Annotated in this window: 18 protein-coding genes; 12 read left to right on the top strand and 6 right to left on the bottom strand. The window is 76.7% G+C overall.

Translation table 11 applies throughout. The features are described 5' to 3' along the window. Positions 1-65 precede the first annotated feature (65 nt). Genes glgB through ACRYMY_RS11845 form a run of 4 tightly spaced genes read right to left on the bottom strand, consistent with a single transcriptional unit; the run spans position 66 to position 7,542 of the window. Positions 66-2,255, bottom strand: a complete 2,190-nt coding sequence (gene glgB / locus ACRYMY_RS11830) for a 1,4-alpha-glucan branching protein GlgB (protein WP_432547454.1) — start codon at positions 2,253-2,255, stop codon at positions 66-68. 56 nt (positions 2,256-2,311) lie between these two features. Then, complete coding sequence (locus tag ACRYMY_RS11835) at positions 2,312-3,748, bottom strand: maltokinase N-terminal cap-like domain-containing protein (RefSeq protein ID WP_432547455.1); 1,437 nt, start codon at positions 3,746-3,748, stop codon at positions 2,312-2,314. Continuing rightward, positions 3,745-5,508, bottom strand: a complete 1,764-nt coding sequence (treS, locus tag ACRYMY_RS11840) for a maltose alpha-D-glucosyltransferase (RefSeq protein WP_432547456.1) — start codon at positions 5,506-5,508, stop codon at positions 3,745-3,747. The genes ACRYMY_RS11835 and treS overlap by 4 nt, the downstream gene beginning before the upstream one ends. Before the next feature lie 3 nt (positions 5,509-5,511). Next, a complete protein-coding gene (locus ACRYMY_RS11845; RefSeq protein WP_432547457.1) occupies positions 5,512-7,542 on the bottom strand; it encodes an alpha-1,4-glucan--maltose-1-phosphate maltosyltransferase in 2,031 nt (676 codons plus the stop codon). A gap of 250 nt (positions 7,543-7,792) precedes the next feature. Here ACRYMY_RS11845 and glgP point away from each other — a divergent pair, with 250 nt between their 5' ends. Then, positions 7,793-10,357: an alpha-glucan family phosphorylase gene (gene glgP / locus ACRYMY_RS11850; protein WP_432547458.1), complete on the top strand. Its 2,565-nt coding sequence runs from the start codon at positions 7,793-7,795 to the stop codon at positions 10,355-10,357. A gap of 57 nt (positions 10,358-10,414) precedes the next feature. Here glgP and ACRYMY_RS11855 read toward each other — a convergent pair whose 3' ends face one another. Then, positions 10,415-11,026 carry a nucleotidyltransferase family protein gene (locus ACRYMY_RS11855; protein WP_432547459.1) on the bottom strand — a complete coding sequence of 204 codons (612 nt, stop codon included), beginning with the start codon at positions 11,024-11,026 and terminating at the stop codon, positions 10,415-10,417. 253 nt (positions 11,027-11,279) lie between these two features. Here ACRYMY_RS11855 and uraD point away from each other — a divergent pair, with 253 nt between their 5' ends. Genes uraD through ACRYMY_RS11875 form a run of 4 tightly spaced genes read left to right on the top strand, consistent with a single transcriptional unit; the run spans position 11,280 to position 13,529 of the window. Further along, the gene (uraD, locus tag ACRYMY_RS11860) at positions 11,280-11,831 is read left to right on the top strand and encodes a 2-oxo-4-hydroxy-4-carboxy-5-ureidoimidazoline decarboxylase (RefSeq protein WP_432547460.1); all 552 of its coding nucleotides are present in this window, start codon (positions 11,280-11,282) and stop codon (positions 11,829-11,831) included. Then, entirely contained in the window at positions 11,828-12,151 is a 324-nt protein-coding gene (uraH, locus tag ACRYMY_RS11865; RefSeq protein WP_432547461.1) for a hydroxyisourate hydrolase, read from the top strand. The genes uraD and uraH overlap by 4 nt, the downstream gene beginning before the upstream one ends. Before the next feature lie 2 nt (positions 12,152-12,153). Continuing rightward, a complete protein-coding gene (pucL, locus tag ACRYMY_RS11870; RefSeq protein WP_432547462.1) occupies positions 12,154-13,053 on the top strand; it encodes a factor-independent urate hydroxylase in 900 nt (299 codons plus the stop codon). Next, positions 13,050-13,529, top strand: coding sequence for a nucleoside deaminase (locus ACRYMY_RS11875; protein ID WP_432547463.1), 480 nt, complete (start codon positions 13,050-13,052; stop codon positions 13,527-13,529). Before pucL ends, ACRYMY_RS11875 begins: the two co-directional genes overlap by 4 nt. Here ACRYMY_RS11875 and ACRYMY_RS11880 read toward each other — a convergent pair. After that, positions 13,523-14,995 (bottom strand): helix-turn-helix domain-containing protein, encoded by a 1,473-nt coding sequence (locus ACRYMY_RS11880; protein ID WP_432547464.1) that lies wholly within the window; start codon positions 14,993-14,995, stop codon positions 13,523-13,525. The two genes, ACRYMY_RS11875 and ACRYMY_RS11880, sit on opposite strands and share 7 nt — an antisense overlap. Before the next feature lie 35 nt (positions 14,996-15,030). On the opposite strand from ACRYMY_RS11880, the gene ACRYMY_RS11885 reads away from it, so the two are divergent. From ACRYMY_RS11885 to ACRYMY_RS11915, 7 genes are all read left to right on the top strand, one after another. Then, complete coding sequence (locus ACRYMY_RS11885; RefSeq protein ID WP_432547465.1) at positions 15,031-15,873, top strand: FAD binding domain-containing protein; 843 nt, start codon at positions 15,031-15,033, stop codon at positions 15,871-15,873. Beyond that, the gene (locus ACRYMY_RS11890; protein ID WP_432547466.1) at positions 15,870-18,629 is read left to right on the top strand and encodes a molybdopterin-dependent oxidoreductase; all 2,760 of its coding nucleotides are present in this window, start codon (positions 15,870-15,872) and stop codon (positions 18,627-18,629) included. The genes ACRYMY_RS11885 and ACRYMY_RS11890 overlap by 4 nt, the downstream gene beginning before the upstream one ends. After that, entirely contained in the window at positions 18,622-19,794 is a 1,173-nt protein-coding gene (locus ACRYMY_RS11895) for an XdhC family protein (protein WP_432547467.1), read from the top strand. The genes ACRYMY_RS11890 and ACRYMY_RS11895 overlap by 8 nt, the downstream gene beginning before the upstream one ends. Beyond that, positions 19,791-21,197 carry an allantoinase AllB gene (gene allB / locus ACRYMY_RS11900; protein WP_432547468.1) on the top strand — a complete coding sequence of 469 codons (1,407 nt, stop codon included), beginning with the start codon at positions 19,791-19,793 and terminating at the stop codon, positions 21,195-21,197. The genes ACRYMY_RS11895 and allB overlap by 4 nt, the downstream gene beginning before the upstream one ends. 161 nt (positions 21,198-21,358) lie before the next feature. Then, a complete protein-coding gene (locus tag ACRYMY_RS11905; protein WP_432547496.1) occupies positions 21,359-22,549 on the top strand; it encodes a pyridoxal-phosphate-dependent aminotransferase family protein in 1,191 nt (396 codons plus the stop codon). Further along, positions 22,546-23,820 carry an allantoate amidohydrolase gene (locus ACRYMY_RS11910; protein ID WP_432547469.1) on the top strand — a complete coding sequence of 425 codons (1,275 nt, stop codon included), beginning with the start codon at positions 22,546-22,548 and terminating at the stop codon, positions 23,818-23,820. Before ACRYMY_RS11905 ends, ACRYMY_RS11910 begins: the two co-directional genes overlap by 4 nt. After that, positions 23,817-25,028: an amidase family protein gene (locus ACRYMY_RS11915; RefSeq protein WP_432547470.1), complete on the top strand. Its 1,212-nt coding sequence runs from the start codon at positions 23,817-23,819 to the stop codon at positions 25,026-25,028. The genes ACRYMY_RS11910 and ACRYMY_RS11915 overlap by 4 nt, the downstream gene beginning before the upstream one ends. The last annotated feature ends 7 nt before the right edge of the window (positions 25,029-25,035 follow it).

The raw sequence follows: 25,035 nt of genomic DNA on the forward strand, positions 1-25,035 counted from the left end.
GCCCCGGTCCCCTCAGGGGACCGGGGCCGCGTCGCGCCGGGACCTGCTCGTCCCGGGCGGGCTCGTCAGTCGTCCGCCGGCACCAGCCAGGTGACGCCCAGCGGCGGCACGCGCAGGGCGAGGGAGTGCTCGCGGCCGTTCCACTCCCGCTCCTCGGCGACGAGGGGGCCGGTGTTGACCACGCCGGAACCGGCGAAGCGCTCGGCGTCGGTGTTGAGCAGCTCGCGCCACGTCCCGCCGTGCGGCAGGCCGACGCGGAAGTCCTCGTACGGGCTGCCGGCGAAGTTGCAGACGGCCACCAGCGGCTTCCCGTCGGCCGACCAGCGCACGTAGGAGATGAGGTTGCGCTCGCTGTCGCCGCCGTCGATCCAGCTGAACCCGTCGGACGTGAAGTCCTGCGACCACAGCTCCGGGCGCGCCTTGTAGGTCGCGTTCAGCTCGCGCACGAGGTCGTGCAGGCCCTTGTGCCAGGGGGTGTCCAGCAGCCACCAGTCCAGCGAGCGCGCCTCCGACCACTCGGCCTCCTGGCCGAGCTCGGCGCCCATGAACAGCAGCTGCTTGCCCGGGTGGCTCCACATGTAGGCCAGGTAGGCGCGCACGTTGGCCAGCTGCTGCCACCGGTCGCCCGGCATCTTGCGCAGCAGCGATCCCTTGCCGTGGACGACCTCGTCGTGGGAGATGGGCAGGCAGAACTTCTCGCTGAAGGCGTACACGAGGCTGAACGTCAGCTCGCCGTGGTGGTACTGCCGGTGCACCGGGTCCTCGGAGACGTAGGCCAGCGAGTCGTGCATCCAGCCCATGTTCCACTTCAGCCCGAACCCGAGGCCGCCGCCGCTGGTGGGCGCGGTGACGCCGGGGAACGCGGTGGACTCCTCGGCGATCATCATGATGCCGGGGGTGCGCTTGTAGGCGGTGGCGTTGGCCTCCTGCAGGAAGCTGATCGCCTCCAGGTTCTCCCGGCCGCCGAACTGGTTGGGCAGCCACTGGCCCTCGGCGCGGGAGTAGTCCAGGTAGAGCATCGAGGCGACCGCGTCCACGCGCAGGCCGTCGGCGTGGAACTCCTCCAGCCAGTACAGCCCCGAGGCGACGAGGAAGTTGCGCACCTCGCTGCGGCCGAAGTCGAAGACGTACGTGCCCCAGTCCATCTGCTCGCCGCGGCGCGGGTCGGGGTGCTCGTACAGGGGGGCGCCGTCGAAGCGGGCCAGCGCGAACTCGTCCTTGGGGAAGTGCCCCGGGACCCAGTCGATGATGACGCCGATGCCCGCCTGGTGCAGGCGGTCGATGAGGTGGCGCAGCTCGTCGGGCGAGCCCCAGCGCGACGTCGGCGCGAAGTAGGAGGTCACCTGGTAGCCCCACGAGCCGCCGAACGGGTGCTCCATGACCGGCAGGAACTCCACGTGGGTGAACCCGGCGTCGGTGACGTACTCGACGAGCTCGTCGGCCAGCTCCCGGTAGCCCAGGCCCTGCCGCCAGGAGCCCAGGTGCACCTCGTAGACGGAGATCGGCCCGGCGTGCGGGTCGGTGGCCGCGCGGCGCTCCAGCCACTCCGCGTCGCCCCAGGTGTACGAGCTGTCCGCGACGACGGAGGCGGTGGCGGGTGGCACCTCGGTGGCCTGCGCCATCGGGTCGGCCTTCTGCCGCCAGTGCCCGTCCGCGCCGAGGATCTCGAACTTGTAGCGGCTGCCGGCGCCCACGCCGGGCACGAACAGCTCCCAGACGCCGGAGGAGCCCAGCGAGCGCATCGCGTGCTCGCGGCCGTTCCAGTGGTTGTGGTCCCCGACGACGCGCACGGCGCGCGCGTTGGGCGCCCACACGGCGAACGCCGTGCCCTCGACGGGGCCGATCGCGCCCGGCCAGCGCTTCACGTGCGCGCCGAGCACGTCCCACAGCTGCTCGTGGCGGCCCTCGCCGACGAGGTGCAGGTCGACCTCGCCGAGGGTGGGCAGGAACCGGTACGGGTCGTCGGCCGTGACCGGCTCCCCGCCCGGGTAGGACGTCTCGACGCGGTAGTCGCCGACCTCGGCGCCGGGCAGCACGCCGACCCACACGCCGTCGTACTCGTGCACGAGGCCGACGCGCGAGCCGTCCTGCGTGACGACGGTGACGGTGGAGGCGAAGGGGCGCAGGACGCGCCAGGTGACGGCGCCGTCGTGGGGGTGCGCGCCGAGCACCGAGTGCGGCGACCAGTGCGCACCCGCGGCGACCCTGGCCAGGTCGTCGGCGTCGACGGGGGCGGGGATGGGCGCAGAGCTCATGTCGGTCAGTCTCCCGGGGGGAACGGTGGGTCGCCTCTCGGCGCGGTCGCGGAGCCTCAGCTCAGCAGGCGGCGGACGGCGCCCAGGGGCACGTCCAGCCACGTGGGGCGGTTGCGGGCCTCGTAGACCACCTCGTACAGGGCCTTGTCCAGCTCCAGGGCGCCCAGCAGCACCTGCGCGGGGGAGCCGTCGACGCGGGCGTCGACGGCCGGACCGGTGCCCGCCACCTCCGCGTAGCCGGCGAGGAACGCCTCGCGGCAGGCCAGCGCCCAGGTCCGCGCCGCCTCCGGGTCGACCCCGGCGGCCGGACCGGCGGAGCTGCCGGCGTAGTCGAAGGAGCGCAGCATCCCGGCCACGTCGCGCAGCGCCAGGTCCGGCAGGCTGCGCTCGGCCAGCGGGCGCAGCGGCTCGCCCTCGAAGTCCAGCAGCACCCAGCCGCGCGCGGCCGAGTGCAGGACCTGCCCGAGGTGGTAGTCGCCGTGCACGCGCTGCAGGTCCGGCGCGCCGGTGACCGAGCGCACGGCCTCCACGCGCTCGCGGGCCGCTCCGGCCAGCTCGCGCAGCGCGGGCACCTCGGCGGCGGCCCACGCCACGCGGGCGGCGAGGGCGTCGGCGACGGCGGCGAGCCGCTCGGGGGTGGCCGGCTCGGTGGGCAGGGTGCCGGCCAGCACGGCGTGCACCTCGGCGGTGGCCCGGCCCAGGGCGGCGGCCTCGGTGTCGAAGGCGCGCCCACCGGCCACCGCGGCGGTGGCGACCCGCCAGGCGTCCTCGGAGCCGGCGAGGAACTCGGTCAGGTGCGCCAGGTGACCGCGCGCGCGGGTGCCGTCGGGCGCGGTCCACGTGCCGTCGACCCACCCGGCGGGGCGGGGCACGCGCTCGCAGCCGGCGGCGGCCAGCGCGGTCTGCACGACCACGTCGGGGTTGTCGCCGGCGTTGAGGACGCGGAAGACCTTGGCGATGAGGGCGGGACCGCCGTCGTCGGGGGTGATGACCAGGGAGGTGTTCGACTGCTCGCCCGACAGGACCTTCGTCCGGGCCTCCACCGGCACACCGAGCCCGCCGTCGGCGCTGGTGCCCTGCGCGCCGAACGCGCGGTCACCGGCGCCCTCCTCGGAGGCCACCAGGACGCGCAGCGCGCGGGTGAAGGTGGGGTCGTGGGGGCCGTCGTAGACCCACACGGGGAACCCGTCGACGTCGGGCAGGTGCCCGACGAGGGCGTGCGCGAGGGCGTCGTCGGGGGCGTGCCGCACGGTCACCGGGACCTGGTAGACGGTGGACACCGGTGCCGCGCCGCTCTCCGCCGGCGTCGTGGAGACGGTGAGCGCGACGAGGTGGGCCACGCCGGTCTCGTCGAGGGTGGTGCGCTCGAGGCGCTCCACGCGCACGGCGGAGCCCTTGTGGGCGAACCAGCGCTGGCGAGGAGCCCAGTCGGCCAGCAGGCCGGCGAGCGGGTCGGTGACCCCGGCCGCGGTGGTGGCGGGACCGGCGCTCACGCGGCGGCCCCCAGACCGAGCCAGTAGAAGCCGCGCGAGCCGAGGGTGACGGTCAGGCAGCCGTCGGCGTCGACCGCGGGGAACGAGGCGCCGCCGAACAGGTCCCGCACGGCGGCCCCGGCGTGGTCGGGCAGGCGCAGCCGCGCGGCCTGCGGGTTGTCGGAGAGGTTGTTGACGCACAAGACGGTCTCTCCCTCCAGCTCGGGGGTCGGGGCCAGGACGCGCAGGAACGCCAGGACGGCGTCGTTGTCGCACGTCGCGGCGGGGTGGTCGTCGCGCTCGTCGGGGGCGGGCCCGTCCACCCCGGCGGAGCGCCGGGACGTCAGGGGCCGGTACTCGCCCAGGCCGAACGCGGGGTGGCGCCGGCGCACGGCCAGGACGCTGCGCACCCAGTGCAGCAGCGAGCTGGACGTCGCCAGCTGCGCCTCCACGTTGACCGACTGGTAGTTGTAGACCAGCGACTGGATCGTCGGCAGGTACAGCTTGCCGGGGTCGGCGGAGGAGAAGCCGGCGTTGCGGTCCGGCGTCCACTGCATCGGGGTGCGCACCGCGTCGCGGTCGTCCAGCCAGATGTTGTCGCCCATGCCGATCTCGTCGCCGTAGTACAGGCACGGGCTGCCCGGCAGGGACAGCACCATCGCGTGGATGAGCTCGATCTCGGGGCGGGAGTTGTCCAGCAGCGGCGCCAGCCGCCGGCGGATGCCGACGTTGGCGCGCATGCGCGGGTCGGGCGCGTACCAGCCGTACATGGCGGCGCGCTCCTCGGTGGTGACCATCTCCAGCGTCAGCTCGTCGTGGTTGCGCAGGAACGTGCCCCACTGGCCGCTGGCGACGGGGATGTCGGGCGTCGCGGACAGGATGTCCGTGATCGGCGTGGCTCGGCCCTCGCGCAGCGCGTAGTACAGGCGCGGCATGACGGGGAAGTGGAAGCACATGTGGCACTCCGGCTCCTCCTCGGTGCCGAAGTACTCCACGACGTCGAAGGGCCACTGGTTGGCCTCGGCCAGCAGCACCCGGCCGGGGTACTCCTCGTCGACCATGCGCCGCAGCCGCCGCAGGAACGCGTGCGTCTGCGGCAGGTTCTCCCCGTCGGTGCCCTCCTCCTCGTACAGGTAGGGCACGGCGTCCAGGCGGAACCCGTCGATGCCCATGTCCATCCAGAAGCGGACGGTGTCGAACATCGCCTCCTCCACGGCCGGGTTCTCGTAGTTGAGGTCCGGCTGGTGGGAGAAGAAGCGGTGCCAGAAGAACTGCCGGCGCACCGGGTCGAACGTCCAGTTCGACGTCTCGGTGTCGACGAAGATGATGCGCGCCTCGGTGTACTTCTCGTCGGTGTCGCTCCAGACGTAGAAGTCCCCGTACGGGCCGTCGGGGTCGGAGCGGCTGGCCTGGAACCACGGGTGCTGGTCGCTGGTGTGGTTCATCACCAGGTCGATGATGATCCGGATGCCCCGCTGGTGGGCCTCCTGCACGAGCCGCTGGAACTCCGGCAGCGTGCCGAACTCGGGCAGGACGGCGTTGTAGTCGGAGATGTCGTACCCGCCGTCGCGCAGCGGCGAGGCGAAGAACGGCGGCAGCCAGAGGCAGTCCACGCCCAGCCACTGCAAGTAGTCCAGGCGGCTGACCAGGCCGGCGAAGTCGCCGCTGCCGGACCCGTTGGAGTCCGAGAACGCGCGCACCAGCGCCTCGTAGAAGACGGCCGTCTTGTACCACTGCGGGTCGTGCCGCAGTCCCGGTGCGGTGGCGGGGAGGGCGTCCACGGCTCAGGCGCCGCGGACGTGGAAGACGTGCGCCGGCTCGGTGTACGGGTCCAGGCGCACGTAGTCGTGCTCGCCCCACTCGTAGGTGGCGCCGGTGAGCAGGTCGGTCACGGTGAAGCGGTCCGACCACGTCCGGCCCAGGGCCGCCATGTCCAGGTGCACCGTCGTCTCGCGCACGGCGTGCGGGTCCAGGTTCACCACGACGATGATCAGGTCCTCGCCCTCAGCCGTGACCTTGCGCCGGGAGAACGCCAGGACGTTCTCGTCGTCGGTGGCGTGGAAGGCGGTGCCCCGCAGCTGCTGCAGCGCCGGGTGGTCGCGGCGGACCCGGTTGAGCTTCGTCAGGTACGGCGCCAGGCTCCAGCCCTCGCGCTCGGCGCGGGCGAAGTCGCGCGGGCGGTACTGGTACTTCTCGTTGTCCAGCTGCTCCTCGGCGCCGGGGCGGGCGGCGTGCTCGACGAGCTCGTAGCCGGTGTAGATGCCCCAGGACGGGCTCAGCAGCGCTGCGAGGACGGCGCGCAGCTTGAACACCGGCGGCCCGCCGTACTGCATCGTCGGGGTGAGGATGTCGTGCGTGGTGGGCCAGAAGCTGGGCCGCATGTAGTGGGCCGACTCGGTGGTCAGCTGCGTCAGGTACTCGCGCAGCTCCCACGCGGCGTTGCGCCAGGCGAAGTAGGAGTAGGACTGCTGGAAGCCCACCTTGGCCAGCGTGTGCATCATCGCCGGCTTGGTGAACGCCTCCGACAGCCACACCACCTCCGGGTGCTCGCGGTTCACCTCGGCGATGAGCCACTCCCAGAACTCCACCGGCTTGGTGTGCGGGTTGTCGACGCGGAAGAGCGTGACGCCGTGCTCGATCCACACGTCCACGACCCGCTTGACCTCGGCGTAGATGCCCTCGGGGTCGTTGTCGAAGTTCAGCGGGTAGATGTCCTGGTACTTCTTCGGCGGGTTCTCCGCGTAGGCGATGGTGCCGTCGGCCCGGGTGGTGAACCACTCCGGGTGCTCGGTGACCCACGGGTGGTCCGGGGAGCACTGCAGCGCCAGGTCCAGGGCCACCTCCAGGCCCAGCTCGCGGGCGCGGGCGACGAAGAAGTCGAAGTCCTCGAAGGTGCCCAGGTCCGGGTGCAGCGCGTCGTGCCCGCCCTCGGCCGCGCCGATGGCGTACGGCGAGCCGGGGTCCAGCGGGCCGGCGACGAGGCTGTTGTTCGGGCCCTTGCGGTTGGTGCGGCCGATGGGGTGCACGGGCGTGAGGTAGGCGACGTCGAAGCCCATCTCGGCGATCGCGGGCAGCCGCTCGGCGGCGGTGCGGAACGTGCCGGAGACCCAGCGGCCGGCCTCCTCGTCCCAGCGGGCGCCCTCGGAGCGCGGAAAGAACTCGTACCAGCTCGTGAAGGCCGCCAGCTGCCGCTCCACCCGCAGCGGGAAGGTCGGGGAGGGGCTGACCATCTCGCGCAGCGGCAGCCGCTCCAGGGCGGCGTGCACGTCGCCCGCCAGGCCGGCCTGCAGGCGGGTCTTGTCGTCCAGGGAGGTGTCGCGCAGCCGGGCCGCGGCGTGCCGCAGCGCCCCGGCGCCCTCCTCGTCGCGGCCCGGCAGCGCCGCGGCGCGCTCCAGCAGCCGGGCGCCCTCCTCGAGCATGAGGGCGCTGTCCACCCCGGCGCGCACCTTGATGGTGGCGTCGTGCTCCCACGTGCCGTACGGGTCGGACCAGCCCTCCACGCGCAGGCCCCACTCGCCGGGGGCGTCGGGCGTCAGGACGGCGTGGTGGTCGTCCAGGCCGGGGGTGCCCAGGGTCATCCGCGCGGTCAGCTCGCTGCCGTCCGGGCGCACCAGGACGGCCGTGGCCGCCACGGCGTCGTGGCCCTCGCGGAAGACCGTCGCCGAGACGGGCACCTGCTCGCCCGGGACGGCCTTGGCGGGCCAGCGGCCGTCGTCGACGACCGGGCTCACGCCCAGCACGGGGATGCGCCCGACCTTCGTGCCGCGCGCGGCCGTGCTCGCGCGCGCCGCCGTGGAGTGCTCCGTCGTCGTCACGTGCGGCAACCTACCGAGGACCGTGCCCGCCGTCGCGTCGTCGCGCCCGGGGGGCCGCGCCCGGCTCCGGCGCGGTCCCGGCGGGCGCGGGGGCGCGCGGGGGACGGGGTGCGGGGGAGCGCCCGGGGGAGCGCCCGGGGGAGCGCCCGGGGGAGCGCCCGGGGGAGCGCCCCGGGGAGCGCCCCGGGGAGTGCCGGAGGAGTGCCCGGAGGACTGCGCGCGGGCCCCCCGCGCGGCTACGTTGCTGACCGTGAGAGCCATCCGCCGCTTCACCGTCCGCACCGTCCTGCCCGCGCCGCTGGCGCCGCTGGGGGACCTGGCGAGCAACCTGCGCTGGTCGTGGCACAAGCCCACCCGCGACCTGTTCGAGTCGATGGACCCGGCCGCGTGGCAGGCGGTCCACCGCGAGCCCGGCGCCCTGCTGGGTGCCCTGAGCACCGAACGGCTCGACGCCCTGGCCGCGGACGCGGCGTTCGTCGCGCGCGTGGACGCCGCGGCGGCCGACCTGCGCACCTACCTGGCGCGGCCCGGCTGGTACGCGGACCTGGGCGCGGACGCCCCCGCGGCCGTGGCCTACTTCTCGATGGAGTTCGGCATCACCGGCGCGCTGCCGCAGTACTCCGGCGGCCTGGGCATCCTCGCCGGCGACCACCTGAAGTCCGCCAGCGACCTCGCGGTGCCGGTCGTCGGCGTCGGCCTCTTCTACGCCACCGGGTACTTCAAGCAGTCGCTCTCGCGCGACGGCTGGCAGCAGGAGACCTACCCGGTCCTCGACCCCGACGGCCTGCCGCTGTCGCTGCTGCGCGAGGACGACGGCACGCCCGCGAAGGTGTCCCTGGACCTGCCCGGCGGGCGCCGGCTCGTCGCGCACGTGTGGCGCGCGCAGGTCGGGCGCGTGCCGCTGCTGCTGCTGGACTCCGACGTGGAGGAGAACGACGAGGCGGCCCGGGGCATCACCGACCGCCTGTACGGCGGCGGCGGGGAGCACCGCCTGCAGCAGGAGCTGCTGTGCGGCGTGGGCGGCGTGCGCGCCCTGCGCCTGTGGTCGCGCCTGACCGGCGCCCCCGAGCCGGAGGCGTACCACACCAACGAGGGGCACGCCGGCTTCCAGGGCGTGGAGCGCATCGCCGAGCACGTGGCCCGCGGCCTGAGCTTCGAGGAGGCGCTGGAGGCCGTGCGCGCGGCCACGGTGTTCACCACGCACACCCCCGTGCCGGCCGGCATCGACCGCTTCGGCCGCGACCAGATCGAGCTGTACTTCGGCGCGCAGAACCCGCTGCCGGGCGTCCCCGTCGCCCGCATCCTCGCCCTGGGCGCGGAGGACTACCCCGGCGGCGACCCGGGCGTGTTCAACATGGCGGTGATGGGCCTGCGGCTGGCGCAGCGCGCCAACGGCGTCTCGCAGCTGCACGGCGCCGTCTCCCGCGGCATGTTCGGCGGCCTGTGGCCGGGCTTCGACGCCCCCGAGGTCCCGATCTCCTCCATCACCAACGGCGTGCACGCCCCCACGTGGGTGGCGCCGGAGGTCATGGAGATGGGCAAGCGCTACATCGGCCGCGAGCTGGTCGCCACCGGCGACGGCTTCGAGAAGGTCGACCAGGTGCCCGACGAGGAGGTGTGGCGCACCCGGCGCGTGCTGCGCGCCCGCCTCGTCGAGGACGCCCGCCGCCGCCTGCGCCTGTCGTGGCTGCAGCGCGGCGCCAGCGAGGCCGAGCTGGCCTGGACGCGGGAGGTGCTGGACCCCGACGTCCTCACCATCGGCTTCGCCCGCCGCGTGCCCACCTACAAGCGCCTGACCCTCATGCTGCGCGACCCCGAGCGCCTGAAGCGGCTGCTGCTGCACCCGCAGCGGCCCGTGCAGCTGGTCATCGCCGGCAAGTCGCACCCGGCCGACGAGACCGGCAAGCGCCTCATCCAGCAGATGGTGCGCTTCGCGGACGACCCGGAGGTCCGCCACCGCATCGTGTTCCTGCCCAACTACGACATCACGATGGCGCAGACCCTCTACCCCGGCTGCGACGTGTGGCTGAACAACCCGCTGCGCCCCTTCGAGGCGTGCGGGACCTCCGGCATGAAGTCCGCCCTCAACGGCGGGCTGAACCTGTCGATCCTCGACGGCTGGTGGGACGAGTGGTACGACGGCGGCAACGGCTGGGCCATCCCCACCGCCGACGGCGTCGACGACCCCGAGCACCGCGACGACCTCGAGGCCGCGGCCCTGTACGACCTGGTGGAGAACTCCGTCGCCGCGCGCTTCTACGACCGCGACGAGCGCGGCCTGCCCCCGCGCTGGCTGGAGATGGTCCGGCACACGCTGGCCTCGCTGGGCCCGAAGGTCCTGGCCAGCCGCATGGTGCAGGACTACGTGCAGCAGCTGTACCTGCCGGCGGCCGCGGCCGGCCGCGCCGCCGCCGCGGGCTCGGCGGCGGGCGCCCGCGAGGTGGCGCGCTGGAAGGCCGGGGTCCGCGAGCAGTGGCCGCTGGTGCGCGTGGACCACGTGGAGTCCTCCGGGGTGGGTGACTCCGCCGAGGTGGGCGACGTGCTGCACGTGCGCAGCTTCGTCACCCTCGGCGCGCTGGAGCCGGGCGACGTGCAGGTGCAGGTCGTGCACGGGCGGGTCTCCGAGTCGGACGTCCTGACCCCCTCCGGCGTGGTGACGCTGCGGCACGCGGAGGCGTTCGGCGACGGCCGGCACCGCTTCGAGGGCGAGCTGTCCCTGCGCCAGACCGGGCCGTTCGGCTACACGGTGCGCGTGCTGCCGCAGCACCCCGGGCTGGCCAACGCCGCGGAGCTCGGCCTGGTCGCCAACGCCTGACGGGTCCGGCCCACCCGCCGGACGGGTCCGGTGGGTGGGCCGGGGGGTCGGCCCGCCTCAGCCGTCCCGGGCGGGCCGCGCCGTCCCGGGCGGGTAGCGGGTGCCGGCCGGCAGGGCGTCCGGCGTGTCCGCGTCCCGCAGGGCGCCCGCCACCTCGACCTGGCGGCACCCCCGGCGCAGCAGTTCCCGCAGCCCCGCCCCGGACGCGGCGCACTCCGCCGCGCGGTCCCAGTGCCGGTGCCCCAGGAGCACCGGGTGCCCGCCGCGGCCCCGCCACCCGCCGCGCACGAGGGCGTCCGAGGGGTCCGGCGCGGCGGCGTCCAGCACCCGGGCCACGTCGGCCGCGGTGACGTCCGGCAGGTCCACCAGCGTCAGCAGCAGCGCCCGTGCGCCCACGGCCCGCCCGTGGCGCAGCGCCGCGAGGACGCCCGCTCCCGGGCCGCGGCGCCAGTCCGGCACCCCCAGCACGTCCACGTCGTCCGGCAGGCCCGCGCGGACCTCGTCCGCGGCGGCGCCGACGGTGACGGCGACCGGCGCGCAGCCGCCGGCGCGGAGCACCTGCGCCGTACGGGCCGCCCAGCCGGTGCCGTCCCGCGTGCGCAGCAGCGCCTTCGGCACCCCGGCGCGCGTCCCCGCACCCGCTGCGAGCACCACGCCCAGGACCGGCACGCGCCCATCCCACCACGGCACCGTCGGCCGGCCCGCGGGTCCTCGGTGGTCGGTCCGCTCCGGCGGGTCGGCGTCGACGGGGGCGCTGGACCGGCCGTGTTTCCGGCGGGTTTCCGGCGGGTTCCGCGCGCCGCACCGCTTGGTGGTTCCGACGACGCAGCGCGCCCGGGCCGCCGGAACGTTGGAGGTCCGGCCGCTGCGCTCCGCCGCCCCGCCCGGGAACACTGGCCGTCCCCCACCCGCAGGAGGACCCGTGGTGAGCACCACCGAGCGGGGCGCTCACGGCCCCGCCGCCGTGAACGGCCTCCCCGACGGCGAGTTCCGCGACCTGCTGCTGTCGTGCTGCCGCGCCCCCGGGTGGGCCGACGCCGTGGTGGCGCAGCGCCCGTTCCCCACCGCGACCGCGCTGCTGGACGCCGCCGACGCCGCGCTGGCCGCCGCCGCCGAGGAGGACGTGGACGTCGCGCTGGCGGCCCACCCCCGCATCGGGGAGCGGTCGGCGGAGGCGTCCTCGCGCCGCGAGCAGGCCGCGGCGCTGACCGCCGACCCGGCCGTGCTCGAGGAGCTCGCGGCCGGCAACCGCGCCTACGAGGCCCGCTTCGGCCACGTGTACCTGGTGCGCGCGGCCGGGCGCGGCGCGGACGAGCTGCTCGCGCTGCTGCGCGCCCGGCTGGGCAACGACCGGGCCACCGAGCGCGCCGTGCTGCGCCGGGAGCTCGCGGAGATCACCCGCCTGCGGCTGGCGCGCGTCCTGGCCGGCGCTGCGGACGGGGCTCCGGGCGCCGCCCCCGGGAGGACGTCGTGACGACCCTGTCCACCCACGTCCTCGACGCCGTCACCGGGACCGCGGCGGCGGGCGTCGGCCTCGTCCTCACCGGCCCCGGGCACGACGTCCTGGCGCGGGGCCGCACCGACGAGGACGGCCGCGCCGGGCTGGGCGCCGACCTCGGTGCCGGGCCGCACCGCCTGGCGTTCGCCACGGGGGAGTGGTTCGCCGCCGCCGGGCGCGAGACGTTCCACCCGGAGGTCGTCGTCGCCTTCACCGTCGCCGCGGACGGGCCCGCGCACCTGCACGTGCCCCTGCTGCTGTCGCCGTTCGCCTACTCCACCTACCGCGGGAGCTGACCGTGCCGATCGTGCTGGCGGACCACCGCTACGGCAAGGCCGAGAACCGGGTCGTCCGCTTCCGGCGGGACACCGCCCGCCACGAGGTCGTCGACCTCAACGTCACGACGACGCTGCGCGGGGACTTCGCCGACGCGTACCTGCACGGGGACCAGTCCAAGGTCCTGCCGACGGACTCGCAGAAGAACACCGCGTTCGCGTACGCCGCCGCGGACGGCGCCACGACCGTCGAGGGGTACGCGCTGGCCCTCGCCCGCCACTTCGTCGACGACGTCGCCCCCGTCAGCGCCGCGCGCGTCGACGTCGAGGCGTACCCGTGGACGCGGGCGCGGGTCGGCGGGGTGGAGCACGACCACACCTGGGTGCGCTCCGGCGCCGAGGTCCGCACGGCCGCCGCCGTCGTCAGCGACGAGGGCGGGGCGCGGGTCGTGCACCTGCTCGCCGGCCTGGAGGACCTCACGCTGCTGAAGTCCACCGGTTCGCAGTTCAGGGGTTTCCTCGTCGACGAGTACACGACCCTGCCGGAGACGGACGACCGGGTGCTGGCGACGTCCCTGGAGGCGACGTGGCGCTACGCCCCGGCGGCCGTGGCGGCCGGGTTCGACGTCGACGCCGCGCACGCGGCGGTCCGCGAGGCGCTGGTCGAGCAGTTCGCGACGCTGCACTCCCTGGCCCTGCAGCAGACCCTGTGGCACATGGGCCGCTGCGCCCTCGAACGCGTCCCCGAGGCGGTCGAGATCCGGCTGACGGCGCCGAACAAGCACCACGTCGGCTACGACGTGGCGCGCTTCGGCGTCCCGGACCGCGGCGAGGTGTTCCACGCCGACGACCGCCCCTACGGGCTGATCCGGGCCGTCGTCGCGGACGACGAGTTCCCGGCGGCGCCGGAGGCGTGGGCGTGAGCCCCGAGGGCGCCGACGCGCGCTTCCTGGACCGGGCCGTGGAACTGGCGACGCGCAACGTCGCCGAGGGCGGCGGTCCGTTCGGCGCGGTGCTCGTGCGCGACGGGCAGCTGCTGGCGACGGGGCAGAACCGGGTCACCCGCGACAACGACCCCACCGCGCACGCCGAGGTCCAGGCCATCCGGGACGCGTGCCGGCGCACCGGCACGTTCTCCCTGCACGGCAGCACGCTGTACTCCAGCTGCGAGCCGTGCCCGATGTGCCTGGCCTCCTCGCTGTGGGCGCGGGTGGACCGCGTCGTGTACGCCGCCGACCGCCACGACGCCGCCCGCGGCGGTTTCGACGACCGCACGTTCTACGAGCTGTTCTCCACCGACCGGGCGTCGTGGTCCACCGCGGTGCTCCAGCGGCGCGTCCCCACGGCCACCGACCCCTTCGACGCGTGGCTGACGAGCACTGCGCGCGTCGACTACTGAGGGGCCGCGCCGTGCCCGTCGAGGTCGCCCGGACCACCGGGGTCGTCGAGGTCGTCGTGCAGCCGCAGGGCGACGTGCACGTCGGCGAGGTCGGCGACGTCGCGCAGGTCCCGGCCGAGCAGCTCCTCCAGGCGGCCCACCCGGTAGCGGACGGTGTTCTGGTGCACGTGCAGCGCCTGCGCGGTGCGGGTGGGCGAGAGGCCGTGGCGCAGGTGCGCGCGCAGCGTCGTGAGCAGCTCGCCGTCGTCGAGGACCGGCCCCAGGACGCGGCGCGCGAACGCGGCGCGCTCGCGGGCCGGGACGGTGCGCAGCAGGTCCACGACCGTGCCGGTGGCGGTGTCCTGCACGACGGCGACGGGGCCCGCGGTCCTCTCGTGCGCGGCGGCGAGGGCGCGCCGGGCGCCGGCCACCGCGTCCTCGCCCCCCTCGCCGGCGCGGCTCACGCCGACGAGCAGCCGGCGGGCGCCGAGGGAGGGCGCCAGGCGCGACAGGCGCCGGCGCAGCAGCGCGAGGAGGTCGGGGCGGTCCTGGACGACGGCGGTGGCGCCGCTGGAGGTGACCTGCACCCGGTGCGGCACGTCGGCCAGGGCGTCGGCCAGGGCGCGCGCGGACCACGCCCCGCCGGCCAGGGCCACCACGACGTCCCCCCGCGGAGCCGGGGGTGCCGCGGCCGTGCGCCGGTGCACCGCGACCGCCCCGGCGAGCGCGTCGAGCAGCGCGCCCGCCGCGGCGGGGGCACCGGCGTCGGTGAGCACCCACCAGCGCTCGGCGGGGTCCTCGGCGGCCACCGGGCGCACCTGCGCCGCGCCGGCCACCAGGTGCACCAGGGCCGGGGCGGCGGCCGCGCGCGCCCCGGCGCGCACGGCGTCGTCGACCTCGTCCTCGCGCAGCGGCACCGGCCCGGGCACCACCTGCCGGCCGGTGGCCGACAGCACGCGCACGGGGCCGCCCAGGTGCGCGGCGACGTCCTCGGCCTGCTCGGCCAGGGGGCGCCCCTCGGCCAGGCCGCGCAGCAGCCGCAGCAGGGCGCCGTCGTCGGCCGGCCCGGTGCCCGCACCCCCGCCCGCGCCCGGCGCGACGGCGGCGGCCACGCGCGCGCTGACCTGGTGGAAGGGCAGGTCGGCGGGTACCGCGAAGACGGGCAGCCGGTGGCGGCGGGCGGCCCGCACGACGTCCTCGGGCACCTCCCCGAGCAGGCCCTCGCCGACCGCGAGGGCGCTGGCCCCGGCGTCGGCGACCGCGGCGACGAAGCGCTCGCTGTCGGCGCCGTCGCGGCGCCACGCCAGGCCGGTGAGCACCAGGTGGGCCACGCCGACGTAGCGGCCGGGGTCGAGCAGGTCCACGGTGCTGGTGCCGGTGACGGGGCGCTGCAGCGCCGCGGGCTCCCCGGCGATCATCCGCAGCCCGGCGCCCGCACCCGCGGGTCCCTCGCCGTCCCGTCCCGGCAGCAGGTCGCGGACCCGCACACGCACCTCCACCGTCTCGAGGGGGGCTCGCGCCCGTGGACCTGAACGCGGTCGAGGCCATCATCCCCGTGCGGGACCGCGCCGCGCTGGCCCTCGCGCACACCGGCGCGGCGGGCACCGCCGTCCTGGCCGGGGGCACGTGGCTGTTCTCGTGCGAGCAGCCGCACCTGCGCGTCCTGGTGGACCTGACCGCCATGGGCTGGGAGCCGTGGACCGTCTCGGCGCGGGGCCTGCGCTTGGCCGCGACCTGCCCCGTGGCCGAGCTGGCCGCCGTGCCGGCCCGCCCGGGCTGGTCGGCGCACCCGCTGCTGCGCTGGTGCGTGCGGGCGCTCCTGGCCTCCCCGGCGGTGCGGGCGGCGGCCACCGTCGGCGGCAACGTGTGCACGGCGCTGCCGGCGGGTGCCGTGACCTCCCTGGCGGTCGCCCTCGACGGCGCGGTGGAGCTGTGGGGCGCGGACGGGTCCACCCGGCGCCTGCCGGTCGAGGAGTTCGTGCTGGGGGACGGGCGCACCGCGCTGCGGTCCGGGGAGGTGGTGCGGGCGCTGGAGCTGCCCGAGCGGGCGCTGCGCGGGCGCACCGCCTCGCGCCGCACCTCGCTGCAGCGGCTGGGGCGCTCGGCGTCGCTGGTCACCGCCCGCGCCGACGAGGACGGCGGGTTCGTGCTCGCGGTGACGGCGGCGACGGCGCGGCCGGTGGTGCTGCGCTACCCGGCCGCCCCGTCCCCCGGGCGGGCGGTGCGGGACGTGCGCGCCGCCGTGCAGGAGGGGCCGGGGTGGTTCTCCGACGTGCACGGCGACCCGGACTGGCGGTGCGCCGTGACGCTGCGCAGCGTCGCCGAGGTCGTCGAGGAGCTGGACCGGCCCGGGGGTGCCCCGTGAAGATCACCGTGGACGGGACGGCCACCGAGGTGGAACCGCGGCCGGGCCAGTGCCTGCGCACCCTGCTGCGCGAGGGCTCCTGCACCGCGGTCAAGAAGGGCTGCGACAGCGGCGACTGCGGCGCCTGCACGGTGCTGGTGGACGGTTCGCCGGTGCGCTCGTGCCTGTACCCGGCGCTGCGCGCCGCGGACCGCGAGGTCACCACCGCCGCGGGCCTGGCCCCCGCGGGGTGCCTGCACCCGGTGCAGCAGCGGTTCGTGGACGCGGCCGGGTTCCAGTGCGGTTTCTGCACGCCGGGGATGGTCGTCACCGCCGCGGCGCTGGACGAGGAGCAGCGCGCCGACCTCGACGAGCACCTCAAGGGGAACCTGTGCCGCTGCACCGGGTACCGGTCCGTGCGCGAGGCGGTCGCGGCGGAGGGTGCGCCCCCGGCCCCGCTGGCCCGCAGCGGCGCGGTGGGCCAGGCGGTGGGCGCTCCGGCCGCGCACCGCGTCGTCACCGGCACCGAGCCGTTCACCCTCGACCTCGCCGACGGCGACGTCCCGCCGGGGCTGCTGCACGTGGCGGTGCTGCGCAGTCCGCACGCCCACGCCCGCGTCCGCTCGATCGACGTCCGCGCCGCTGCGGCGCTGGAGGGGGTGCACCTGGTCCTGACCCACCACGACGTCCCGCAGGTGCTGTTCTCCACCGGCCGCCACCAGGACCGCCTCGACGACCCCGACGACACCCTCGTGCTCGACCCCGTCCTGCGCCACCACGGCCAGCGGGTCGCGGTGGCCGTGGCGGAGTCCGTGGCGCTGGCGGAGGAGGCGCTGCGGGCGGTCGTCGTGGACTACGAGGTCCTGCCCGCCGTCCTGGACCCCCACCGGGCGAGCGAGCCCGGCGCGCCGCTGCTGCACGGCGACAAGGACGCCGCCGCCAGCCGCATCGCCGACCCCGGCGCGAACGTCGTCGCCGAGCTGCACAGCGAGGTCGGCGACGTGGCGGGTGCGCTCGCGGCCGCGCACGCCGTCGTGGAGGGCACCTGGCGCACCCAGCGCGTCGCGCACCTCGCGCTGGAGACCCACGGCGCCGTGGGCTGGCTCGACGAGGACGGGCGCCTGGTGGTGCGCAGCAGCACGCAGGTGCCGTTCCTCGTGCGCGACGAGCTGGCCCGCGTCCTGGGCCTGCCCCGCGAGCGGGTGCGGGTGCTGGCCGCCCGCGTGGGCGGGGGTTTCGGCGGCAAGCAGGAGATGCTCGTCGAAGACCTCGTGGCCCTGGCGGTGCTGCGCACCGGCCGGCCCGTGCAGTACGAGACCACCCGCCGCGAGGCGCTCACCGCCCTGCCGACGCGCCACCCGATGAGCGTGCGGGTGCGCCTGGGCGCGGACGCCGACGGCGTCCTGACCGCGCTCGCGGTGGACCTGCTCTCCGACGCCGGCGCCTACGGCAACCACTCCCCGGGGGTGATGTTCCACTCCGTGCACGAGTCGGTGGCGACGTACCGGTGCGCGAACAAGCGCGTGGACGCCAGGGCCGTCTACACGAACTCCGTGCCCTCGGGGGCGTTCCGCGGGTACGGCCTGGGGCAGGTCGTCTTCGCCCTGGAGTCGGCGCTGGACGACCTGGCGCGCGAGCTCGGCCTGGACCCGTTCACGGTGCGGCGCAGGAACGTCGTCGTCCCCGGCGACCGGTTCGTCGCGACCTCCGACCCCGCCGTCACCGGTGAGGACGACGGGCTGCGGTTCGGCAGCTACGGACTGGACCAGTGCCTGGACCTGGTGGAGCGGGAACTGCCGCGCGGCGGCGACCCCGTGCCGGAGGGCCCCGGCTGGCGCACCGGTTCCGGGATCGCCCTGTCGATGATCGCCACCGTCCCGCCGCGCGGGCACGTCGCCGAGGTCTCCGCCGCCCTGCTGGCCGACGGGACGTGGGAGCTGAACGTCGGCACCGCGGAGTTCGGCAACGGCACGACGACCGTGCACACCCAGATCGCGGTGCAGGCCCTGGGCACGACCGCCGACCGGTTGCGGTTGCGCCAGGCCGACACCGACGTCACCGGTCACGACACCGGGGCGTTCGGTTCTGCGGGTTCCGTCGTCGCCGGCCGCGCGCTGCTCACCGCCTGCGAGCGCCTCGCGGGGCAGGTGCGGGCCCTGGCCGCCGCCCGGTTCGGGGTGGAGGAGTCCGCGGTCGTCCTGGGACCGGAGGGGGTGCGCTGCGGGGACCGCTCGGTCTCCCTGTCGGACCTGCACGACGAGGCGGTGCGCGCCACCGGCGGCGGGCCGCGGGCCGAGGGCCGCGACGACGCGGCGCTGCGCTCGGTCGCGTTCAACGTCCAGGGGTTCCGCGTCGCCGTGCACCCCGGCACCGGTGAGGTGCGGGTCCTGCGCTCGGTGCACGCCGTGGACGCGGGGGTCGTGCTGAACCCGGTGCAGCTGCGCGGGCAGGTCGAGGGTGGGGTGGCCCAGGCGATCGGCTCCGCCCTCTTCGAGGAGGTGCACCGCCACGCCGACGGCAGCCCGGCCACGACGTCGCTGCGCGAGTACCACGCCCCGCGCGCGGCCGACCTCGGCGAGACGCAGGTCCTGTTCGCCGACACCGTCGACGCGGTGGGCCCGCTGGGGGCCAAGTCGATGAGCGAGGCGCCCTACAACCCCGTCGCTCCCGCCCTGGCGAACGCGGTGCGCGACGCCGTCGGGGTGCGCCTGCGGGAACTGCCGATGCGCCCCGACCGCGTGTGGCGCGCGCTGCGGGGGGTGGAGGAGCGTGCGTGAGCTGTTCCCCCGGCTGCGCCGGGTCCTGGCCGCGGGGGAACCGTTCGCCGTGGCGACCGTGTTCCGCGTGGAGGGTTCCGCGCCGCGACCGGTGGGCGCGTCCCTCGTCGTGACCGGCGACGGGGCCGTGAGCGGCAGCGTCTCGGGCGGCTGCGTGGAGGGCGCGGTCTACGAGCTGTGCCGACAGGCGCTGGAGGACGGGTGCGCCCGCACCGAGCGGTTCGGGGTGGAGCCCGGGCTGGACGACCCGTTCGCGGTGGGGCTGACCTGCGGCGGCACCCTGGACGTCCTCGTGCGGCCGGTCGCGGGGGCGGACGCGGACCTGTTGCGCCGGGCCGTCGAGGTGGAGGCGCTCGGGCGGGCCGTGGTGCTGGCGACCGTCGTCGGCCCGGCGGGCCCGGTGGGCCCGGCCGGTGCCGGCCTGCTGGGGCGGACCCTGCTCGTCGACGACCGGGGCGTGGCCGGGAGCCTGGGCGACCGGGTGCTCGACGAGGTCGTCGCGGGCGCGGCGGCCGGAGCGCTGCGCGGCGGCGGGGACGGCGGGTCCCTGGTGCGCGGGGGTCCCGGCGGGTGGCGCGCCGCGGTGGAGGTCCTCCTGGAGGTCCTCGCCCCGCCGCCCCGGATGCTGCTGTTCGGCGCCGTCGAACCGGCGGCGGCGCTGAGCCGGCTGGGCGCTTTCCTCGGCTACCGCGTGACCGTCTGCGACGCCCGGGCCGTCTTCGCCACCCGCGCCCGGTTCCCGGACGCGGACGAGGTCGTCGTGCAGCGGCCCGAGGCGTACCTGCGCGCGACGGCCGTCGACGAGCGGACGGTCGTGTGCGTCCTGACCCACGACGAGAGGTTCGACGTGCCGGTGCTGCGCGAGGCGCTGCGCGGGCCGGCCGGGTTCGTCGGCGCCCTGGGCTCGCGGCGCACGCACCGCGACCGCCTGGCCCGGCTGGTGGCCGCGGGCGCGGGTCCGCGGGAGCTCGCGCGGCTGTCCTCACCGGTCGGCCTGGACCTGGGCGGGCGGACCCCGGAGGAGACCGCCCTGTCGATCGTCGCGGAGGTCGTCGCGCAGCGGCGCGGGGGCAGCGGGGTCCGTCTCAGCGGCACCGCCGGGCCGATCCACCACGCCGGCACCGCGCTGCCCGCGCTCGTCGAGGAGGTGCGCCGGTGCTCGTGAGCGGTCGGACGGACGGGACGGCGGCGGAGGCGGTGCCGCCGGTGGGCGGTGCGCCGCGGCCGGACCTGGTGGTGCGGGCGGCGCGGGCCGTGGTGGGCGGGACGGTGCGCGCGGTGTCGGTGGCCGTGCGCGACGGGCGGGTCGCCGGGATCGAGGCGCTGGAGCACCCCTGGGACGCGGCGGGGGAGGTGGTCCTGGCCGCCGACGAGGTCCTGCTGCCGGGGCTGGTCGACACCCACGTCCACGTCAACGAACCCGGGCGCACCGAGTGGGAGGGTTTCGCCTCCGCGACCCGCGCGGCGGCCGCCGGGGGCATCACGACCCTGCTGGACATGCCGCTGAACAGCGTGCCCGCGACCCTGGACCCGGACGCGCTGGCCACCAAGCGGGCCGCGGCCCGGGGGCGGTGCGCGGTCGACGTCGGTTTCTGGGGCGGGGCGGTCCCCGGCAACGCCGGCGGGCTCGCGGCGCTGCACGAGGCCGGGGTGTTCGGCGTGAAGTGCTTCCTGCTCGACTCGGGGGTCGAGGAGTTCCCGCCGCTGGACGCCGCCGGCCTGCGCGGGGCCCTGGCCGAGCTGGCGCGCTTCGACGGCCTGCTGCTGGTCCACGCCGAGGACCCCGGCGAGATCGCCGCCCACGCCCACGACGGCGGCCGCCGGTTCGCCGACTTCCTCGCCTCCCGCCCGCCCTCCGCCGAGGCCGTCGCGGTGCGCGCGGTCGCCGAGGCCGCCGCCCGCGCCGGCGCCCGGGCCCACGTCGTCCACCTGTCCTCCGCCGCGGGGGTGGCCGAGGTGCGCGCCGCCCGGGCGGCCGGGACGCGGCTGTCCACCGAGACCTGCCCGCACTACCTGACGCTCGACGCCGCCGCCGTGCCCGACGGGGACACGACGTTCAAGTGCTGCCCCCCGGTCCGGGGACGGACCGAGCAGGACGCGCTGTGGGCCGGGCTGCTCGACGGGACGATCGACTGCGTCGTCTCGGACCACTCCCCGTGCACGGTGGAGCTCAAGCGCCTGGAGGAGGGCGACTTCGGCACCGCGTGGGGCGGCATCGCCTCGGTGCAGCTGGGACTGCCCGTCGTGTGGACCGCCGCCCGCGAGCGGGGGGTGGGCCTGGAGACCGTGGTGGGCTGGATGTCCTCGGCCCCGGCCGACCTGGTGGGCCTGACCGGCCGCGGCCGGATCGCCGTGGGCGCCGTCGCCGACTTCGCCGTGTTCGCGCCCGAGGAGGAGTGGACGGTCGACGCGCGCTCGCTGCGGCACCGCAACCCGGTGACGCCCTACGACGGTCGCGCGCTGACCGGCGTCGTCCGCTCCACCTGGCGGCGCGGGCAGCGGGTCGACCTGGACGGCGAGGCCCGGGGGCAGCTGCTGGAGCGCCCGGCGGGCGCGGGGGGAGGGTGAGCGCGGTGGACGGTCGAGGGGTTCGTCGAGAGGTCCGGGTGAGGGGGTCGCTGGTGGGGGAGCCGTCGCACGGGGTCCGCGTCGCGGGACCGGTGGTCCGCGACACCCGCCTGCTGCGCACCGCGGTCGGTGCCCCGGTGGCACCGCCCCCGCGGCTGCTCATGGGTCCCGGCCCCGTCACCGTCGACCCCCGCGTCCTGCGCGCGATGTCCGCGCAGCTCGTCGGGCAGTACGACCCGGCGATGACGGCGTACATGGACGAGACCCGGGCCCTGTACCGGGAGGTGTTCGCGACGGACAACGAGGCGACCGTCCTCGTCGACGGCACCTCCCGCGCCGGGATCGAGGCCGCGCTGGTCTCGCTCATCACCCCCGGCGACACCGTCCTCGTCCCCGTGTTCGGCCGCTTCGGGCACCTGCTGCGCGAGATCGCCGAGCGCTGCGGCGCCGACGTCCACGTCCGCGAGGTGCCGTGGGGGCGGGTGTTCACCCCCGAGGAGCTCGAGGCGGCGGTGCGGGAGGTCCGCCCATCGCTGGTCGCGCTCGTGCAGGGCGACACCTCCACGACGATGAACCAGCCGCTGGAGGGCGTGGGGGCGATGTGCCACCGGTACGGCGCCCTGCTGTACGTGGACGTCACCGCGTCGCTGGCGGGCAACCCCTTCGAGATGGACGCCTGGGAGGTCGACGCCGCCACGGCCGGGTTGCAGAAGTGCCTCGGCGGCCCCTCGGGCAGCGCCCCGCTGTCGCTGTCGCCGCGGGCGGTCGAGGTGGTCCGGCGCCGCCGCAGCGTCGAGGCGGGCCTGCGCGCCGACCCCGGCCCGGGCGGGCGGACCGCGGCGGGCGACGCGCGCATCCGCTCCAACTACTTCGACCTCGCGATGATCCTCGACTACTGGGGCGAGGAGCGGCTGAACCACCACACGGAGGCCACCACCATGCTCTACGGCGCGCGCGAGTGCGCGCGGCTCCTGCTGGAGGAGGGCCTGCCCGAGGTCCTCGCCCGGCACCGCCTGCACGGGGCCGCGATGCTCGCCGGGGTCCGGGGGCTGGGCCTCGCCGTGTTCGGCGACGTGGAGCGCAAGATGCACAACGTCGTCGCCGTCCACGTGCCCGCGGGCGTCGACGGCGACGCCGTGCGCGCAGAACTGCTGCAGGACTACGGCATCGAGATCGGCACGAGCTTCGGCCCGCTGGCCGGGCGGGTGTGGCGCATCGGCACGATGGGCTACAACGCCCGCAAGGACGCCGTGCTGGTGACGCTCGCCGCGCTGGAGCAGGTGCTGCGCCGCCACGGCGCGCCCGTCGAGCCCGGGGGCGGGACGGCTGCCGCGCAGGAGGTGTACGCGTGAGCGCGGCGACCGGTACCTCGGTGGACGTCCGGCGCGGCGCCGGCGCCGGTGCGCGGCGGGTCCTGGACCGCTGCGACGAGCTCGCCGCGGTCTCGGCGCTCGCGCACGGGATCGAGCGCGTCCACCTCTCGCCCGAGCACGCCCGGGCCAACGCGCTGGCCGCGGGCTGGTTGCGCGAGTGCGGGGCGCGCACGTGGACCGACCAGGCCGGCAACCAGTGGGGCCGGCTGGAGGGCCGCGAACCCGGCCTGCCGGCCCTGGTGCTCGGCTCGCACCTGGACACCGTCACGGACGCCGGGCGCTACGACGGCGTCCTGGGCGTGCTCAGCGCCGTCGAGGTCGCGCGGCGGATCGCCCCGCGGGCCGGGGACCTGCCCTTCGCGCTGGAGCTCGTCGCGTTCTCCGACGAGGAGGGCACCCGGTTCGCCACCGCGCTGACGGGCAGTTCCGCGGTCGCCGGGACGTGGGACGAGGACTGGTGGGAGCGCCGCGACCGGGACGGCACGAGCGTGCGGCGGGCGGCCGAGGAGTTCGGGCTGGACCCCTCCCGGATCGCCGAGGCCGCCCGCGCGCCGCAGGACCTCGTCGGCTACCTGGAGCTGCACATCGAGCAGGGCCCGCTCCTGGAGGCCGCCGGCCGCCCCCTCGGGGTGGTGACCTCCATCGCCGGGGCGCGGCGGTTCGCCGGCCGCGTCGTCGGGGAGGCCCGGCACGCCGGCGGCACCCCGTACCCCGCGCGCCGCGACGCCCTCGTCGGCGCCGCCGACGTCGTGCTGGCCGTCGAGCGCCTCGCCGTCGAGCGCGGCGGCATCGCCACCGTCGGCCGGTTGCAGGCCCACCCCGGCGGGGTCAACGTCGTCCCCGGGCTGGTCGAGTTCTCCCTCGACGTCCGCGCCGAGCGCGACGAGGACCGCGACGCCCTCGTCGCGGCCGTCGAGGCGCACGCGCAGCGGGTCTGCGCCGGCCGCGGGCTCGGGTTCGAGCTGACCGAGGTCCACCGCGCGGCGGGGGTCGGCTGCGACGCGGAGCTGACGGCCTCGGTGGTGGCGGGCATCGCCGCCACCGGCGACGCGGACCCGCTGCGGACCTTCTCGCGCGCCGGGCACGACGCGATGGCGATGGCCGCCCTCACCCCGGTCGCCATGGTGTTCGTGCGCTGCGAGGGCGGCGTCAGCCACGCCCCCGCGGAGGCCGTCACCGCCGCCGACGTCGCGGCCGGTCTCGACGCCCTCGAGGCGGCCGTGCTCGACGTCGCCGCCCGCCGCTCGTGAGCGCGCCGGACCCCGGCGCGCTCACCTGGCGCCCCCCGGACGCCGCGCCCCTGCCCGCGGGCAGCGGGACCGGGCCGCTGGCCGGCGTCCGCGTCGCGGTCAAGGACGTCGTCGCCGTGGCGGGGCAGCGCACCGGCGGCGGGGTGCCCCGCTGGCTGGAGCGGGCCCGGCCCGCGGTGGCCAGCGCCCCCGCGCTGCAGGCCCTCCTGGACGCCGGCGCCGCCGTGGCCGGGATCGCCCGGACCGACGAGCTGGCCTTCTCCCTGCTGGGCGTCAACGCCCACTACGGCACCCCGCCGAACCCCGCGGCGCCCGGGCGGGTCCCCGGCGGCTCCTCCTCCGGCTGCGCCGCGGCGGTGGCCTCCGGTGCCGCCGACCTCGGCCTGGGCACCGACACCGCCGGGTCGCTGCGCGTGCCCGGCTCCTTCAGCGGCCTGCACGCCTGGCGGCCCACCCACGGCGTCGTCGACACCACCGGCGTCCTGCCGCTGGCCCCCTCGTTCGACACGGTGGGGCTCCTGGCCCGCGACGCCCGGCTGCTCGCCGCGGCGGCGCGGGTGCTGCTGCCCTCGTCCGCGCCCGTCCGGCGCCCGGCGGCCCTGCTGCGCAGCCGCACCCTCCTCGGGCTGGCCGAGCCCGCCACCGCGCGGGCGGTCGAGGCGGCGCTGGCGGCGCTGGCCGGGCGCACGGGCCTGCCCCTGCGCGACGTCGACGACGACGTCACCGCCGACGAGGTCGAGGCCTGGACGGCCGCCTTCCGCACCGTCCAGGCCGCCGAGGCGTGGGCCGCCCACGGCGCCTTCGTCACCGCCGAGCCCGGCGCCCTGTCCCCGGCGGTCGAGGCGCGGTTCCGGGCGGGGGAGCGCACGAGCGCCGCGGAGCTCGCCGCCGCGCGGGCGACGGTCGAGCGGACCCGCGCGCGCCTGGAGGCGGTCCTCGGGGCGGGGTGGTTGTGCCTGCCGAGCACCGCGGCGCCGGCACCGCCGGTCGACGCGGCACCGGAGCGGTTCGAGGCCGCGCGCGCCGGGACGCTCCCGCTGACGACCCTGGCCTCCCAGACGGGGGTGCCCGCCGTCGGCCTGCCGTCGGCGAGGGTCGGGGACCTGCCCGTCGGTCTGTGCGTGCTGGCCCCGCGCGGCGAGGACCGCTCGCTGCTGGCGCTGGTCGCCGGCCCGGGACCCGTGGAGCGCCGCGCCGCTGGACGCTGACCCGCAG

This window comes from Kineococcus haloalkalitolerans (assembly GCF_050871905.1).
Lineage (GTDB): Bacteria > Actinomycetota > Actinomycetes > Actinomycetales > Kineococcaceae > Kineococcus.

Excerpts from the sequence above, each read along its gene's own strand:
- glgB (WP_432547454.1), bottom strand. The coding sequence starts at position 2,255 with ATGAGCTCTGCGCCCATCCCCGCCCCCGTCGACGCCGACGACCTGGCC.
- ACRYMY_RS11905 (WP_432547496.1), top strand. The coding sequence starts at position 21,359 with ATGGGTCCCGGCCCCGTCACCGTCGACCCCCGCGTCCTGCGCGCGATG.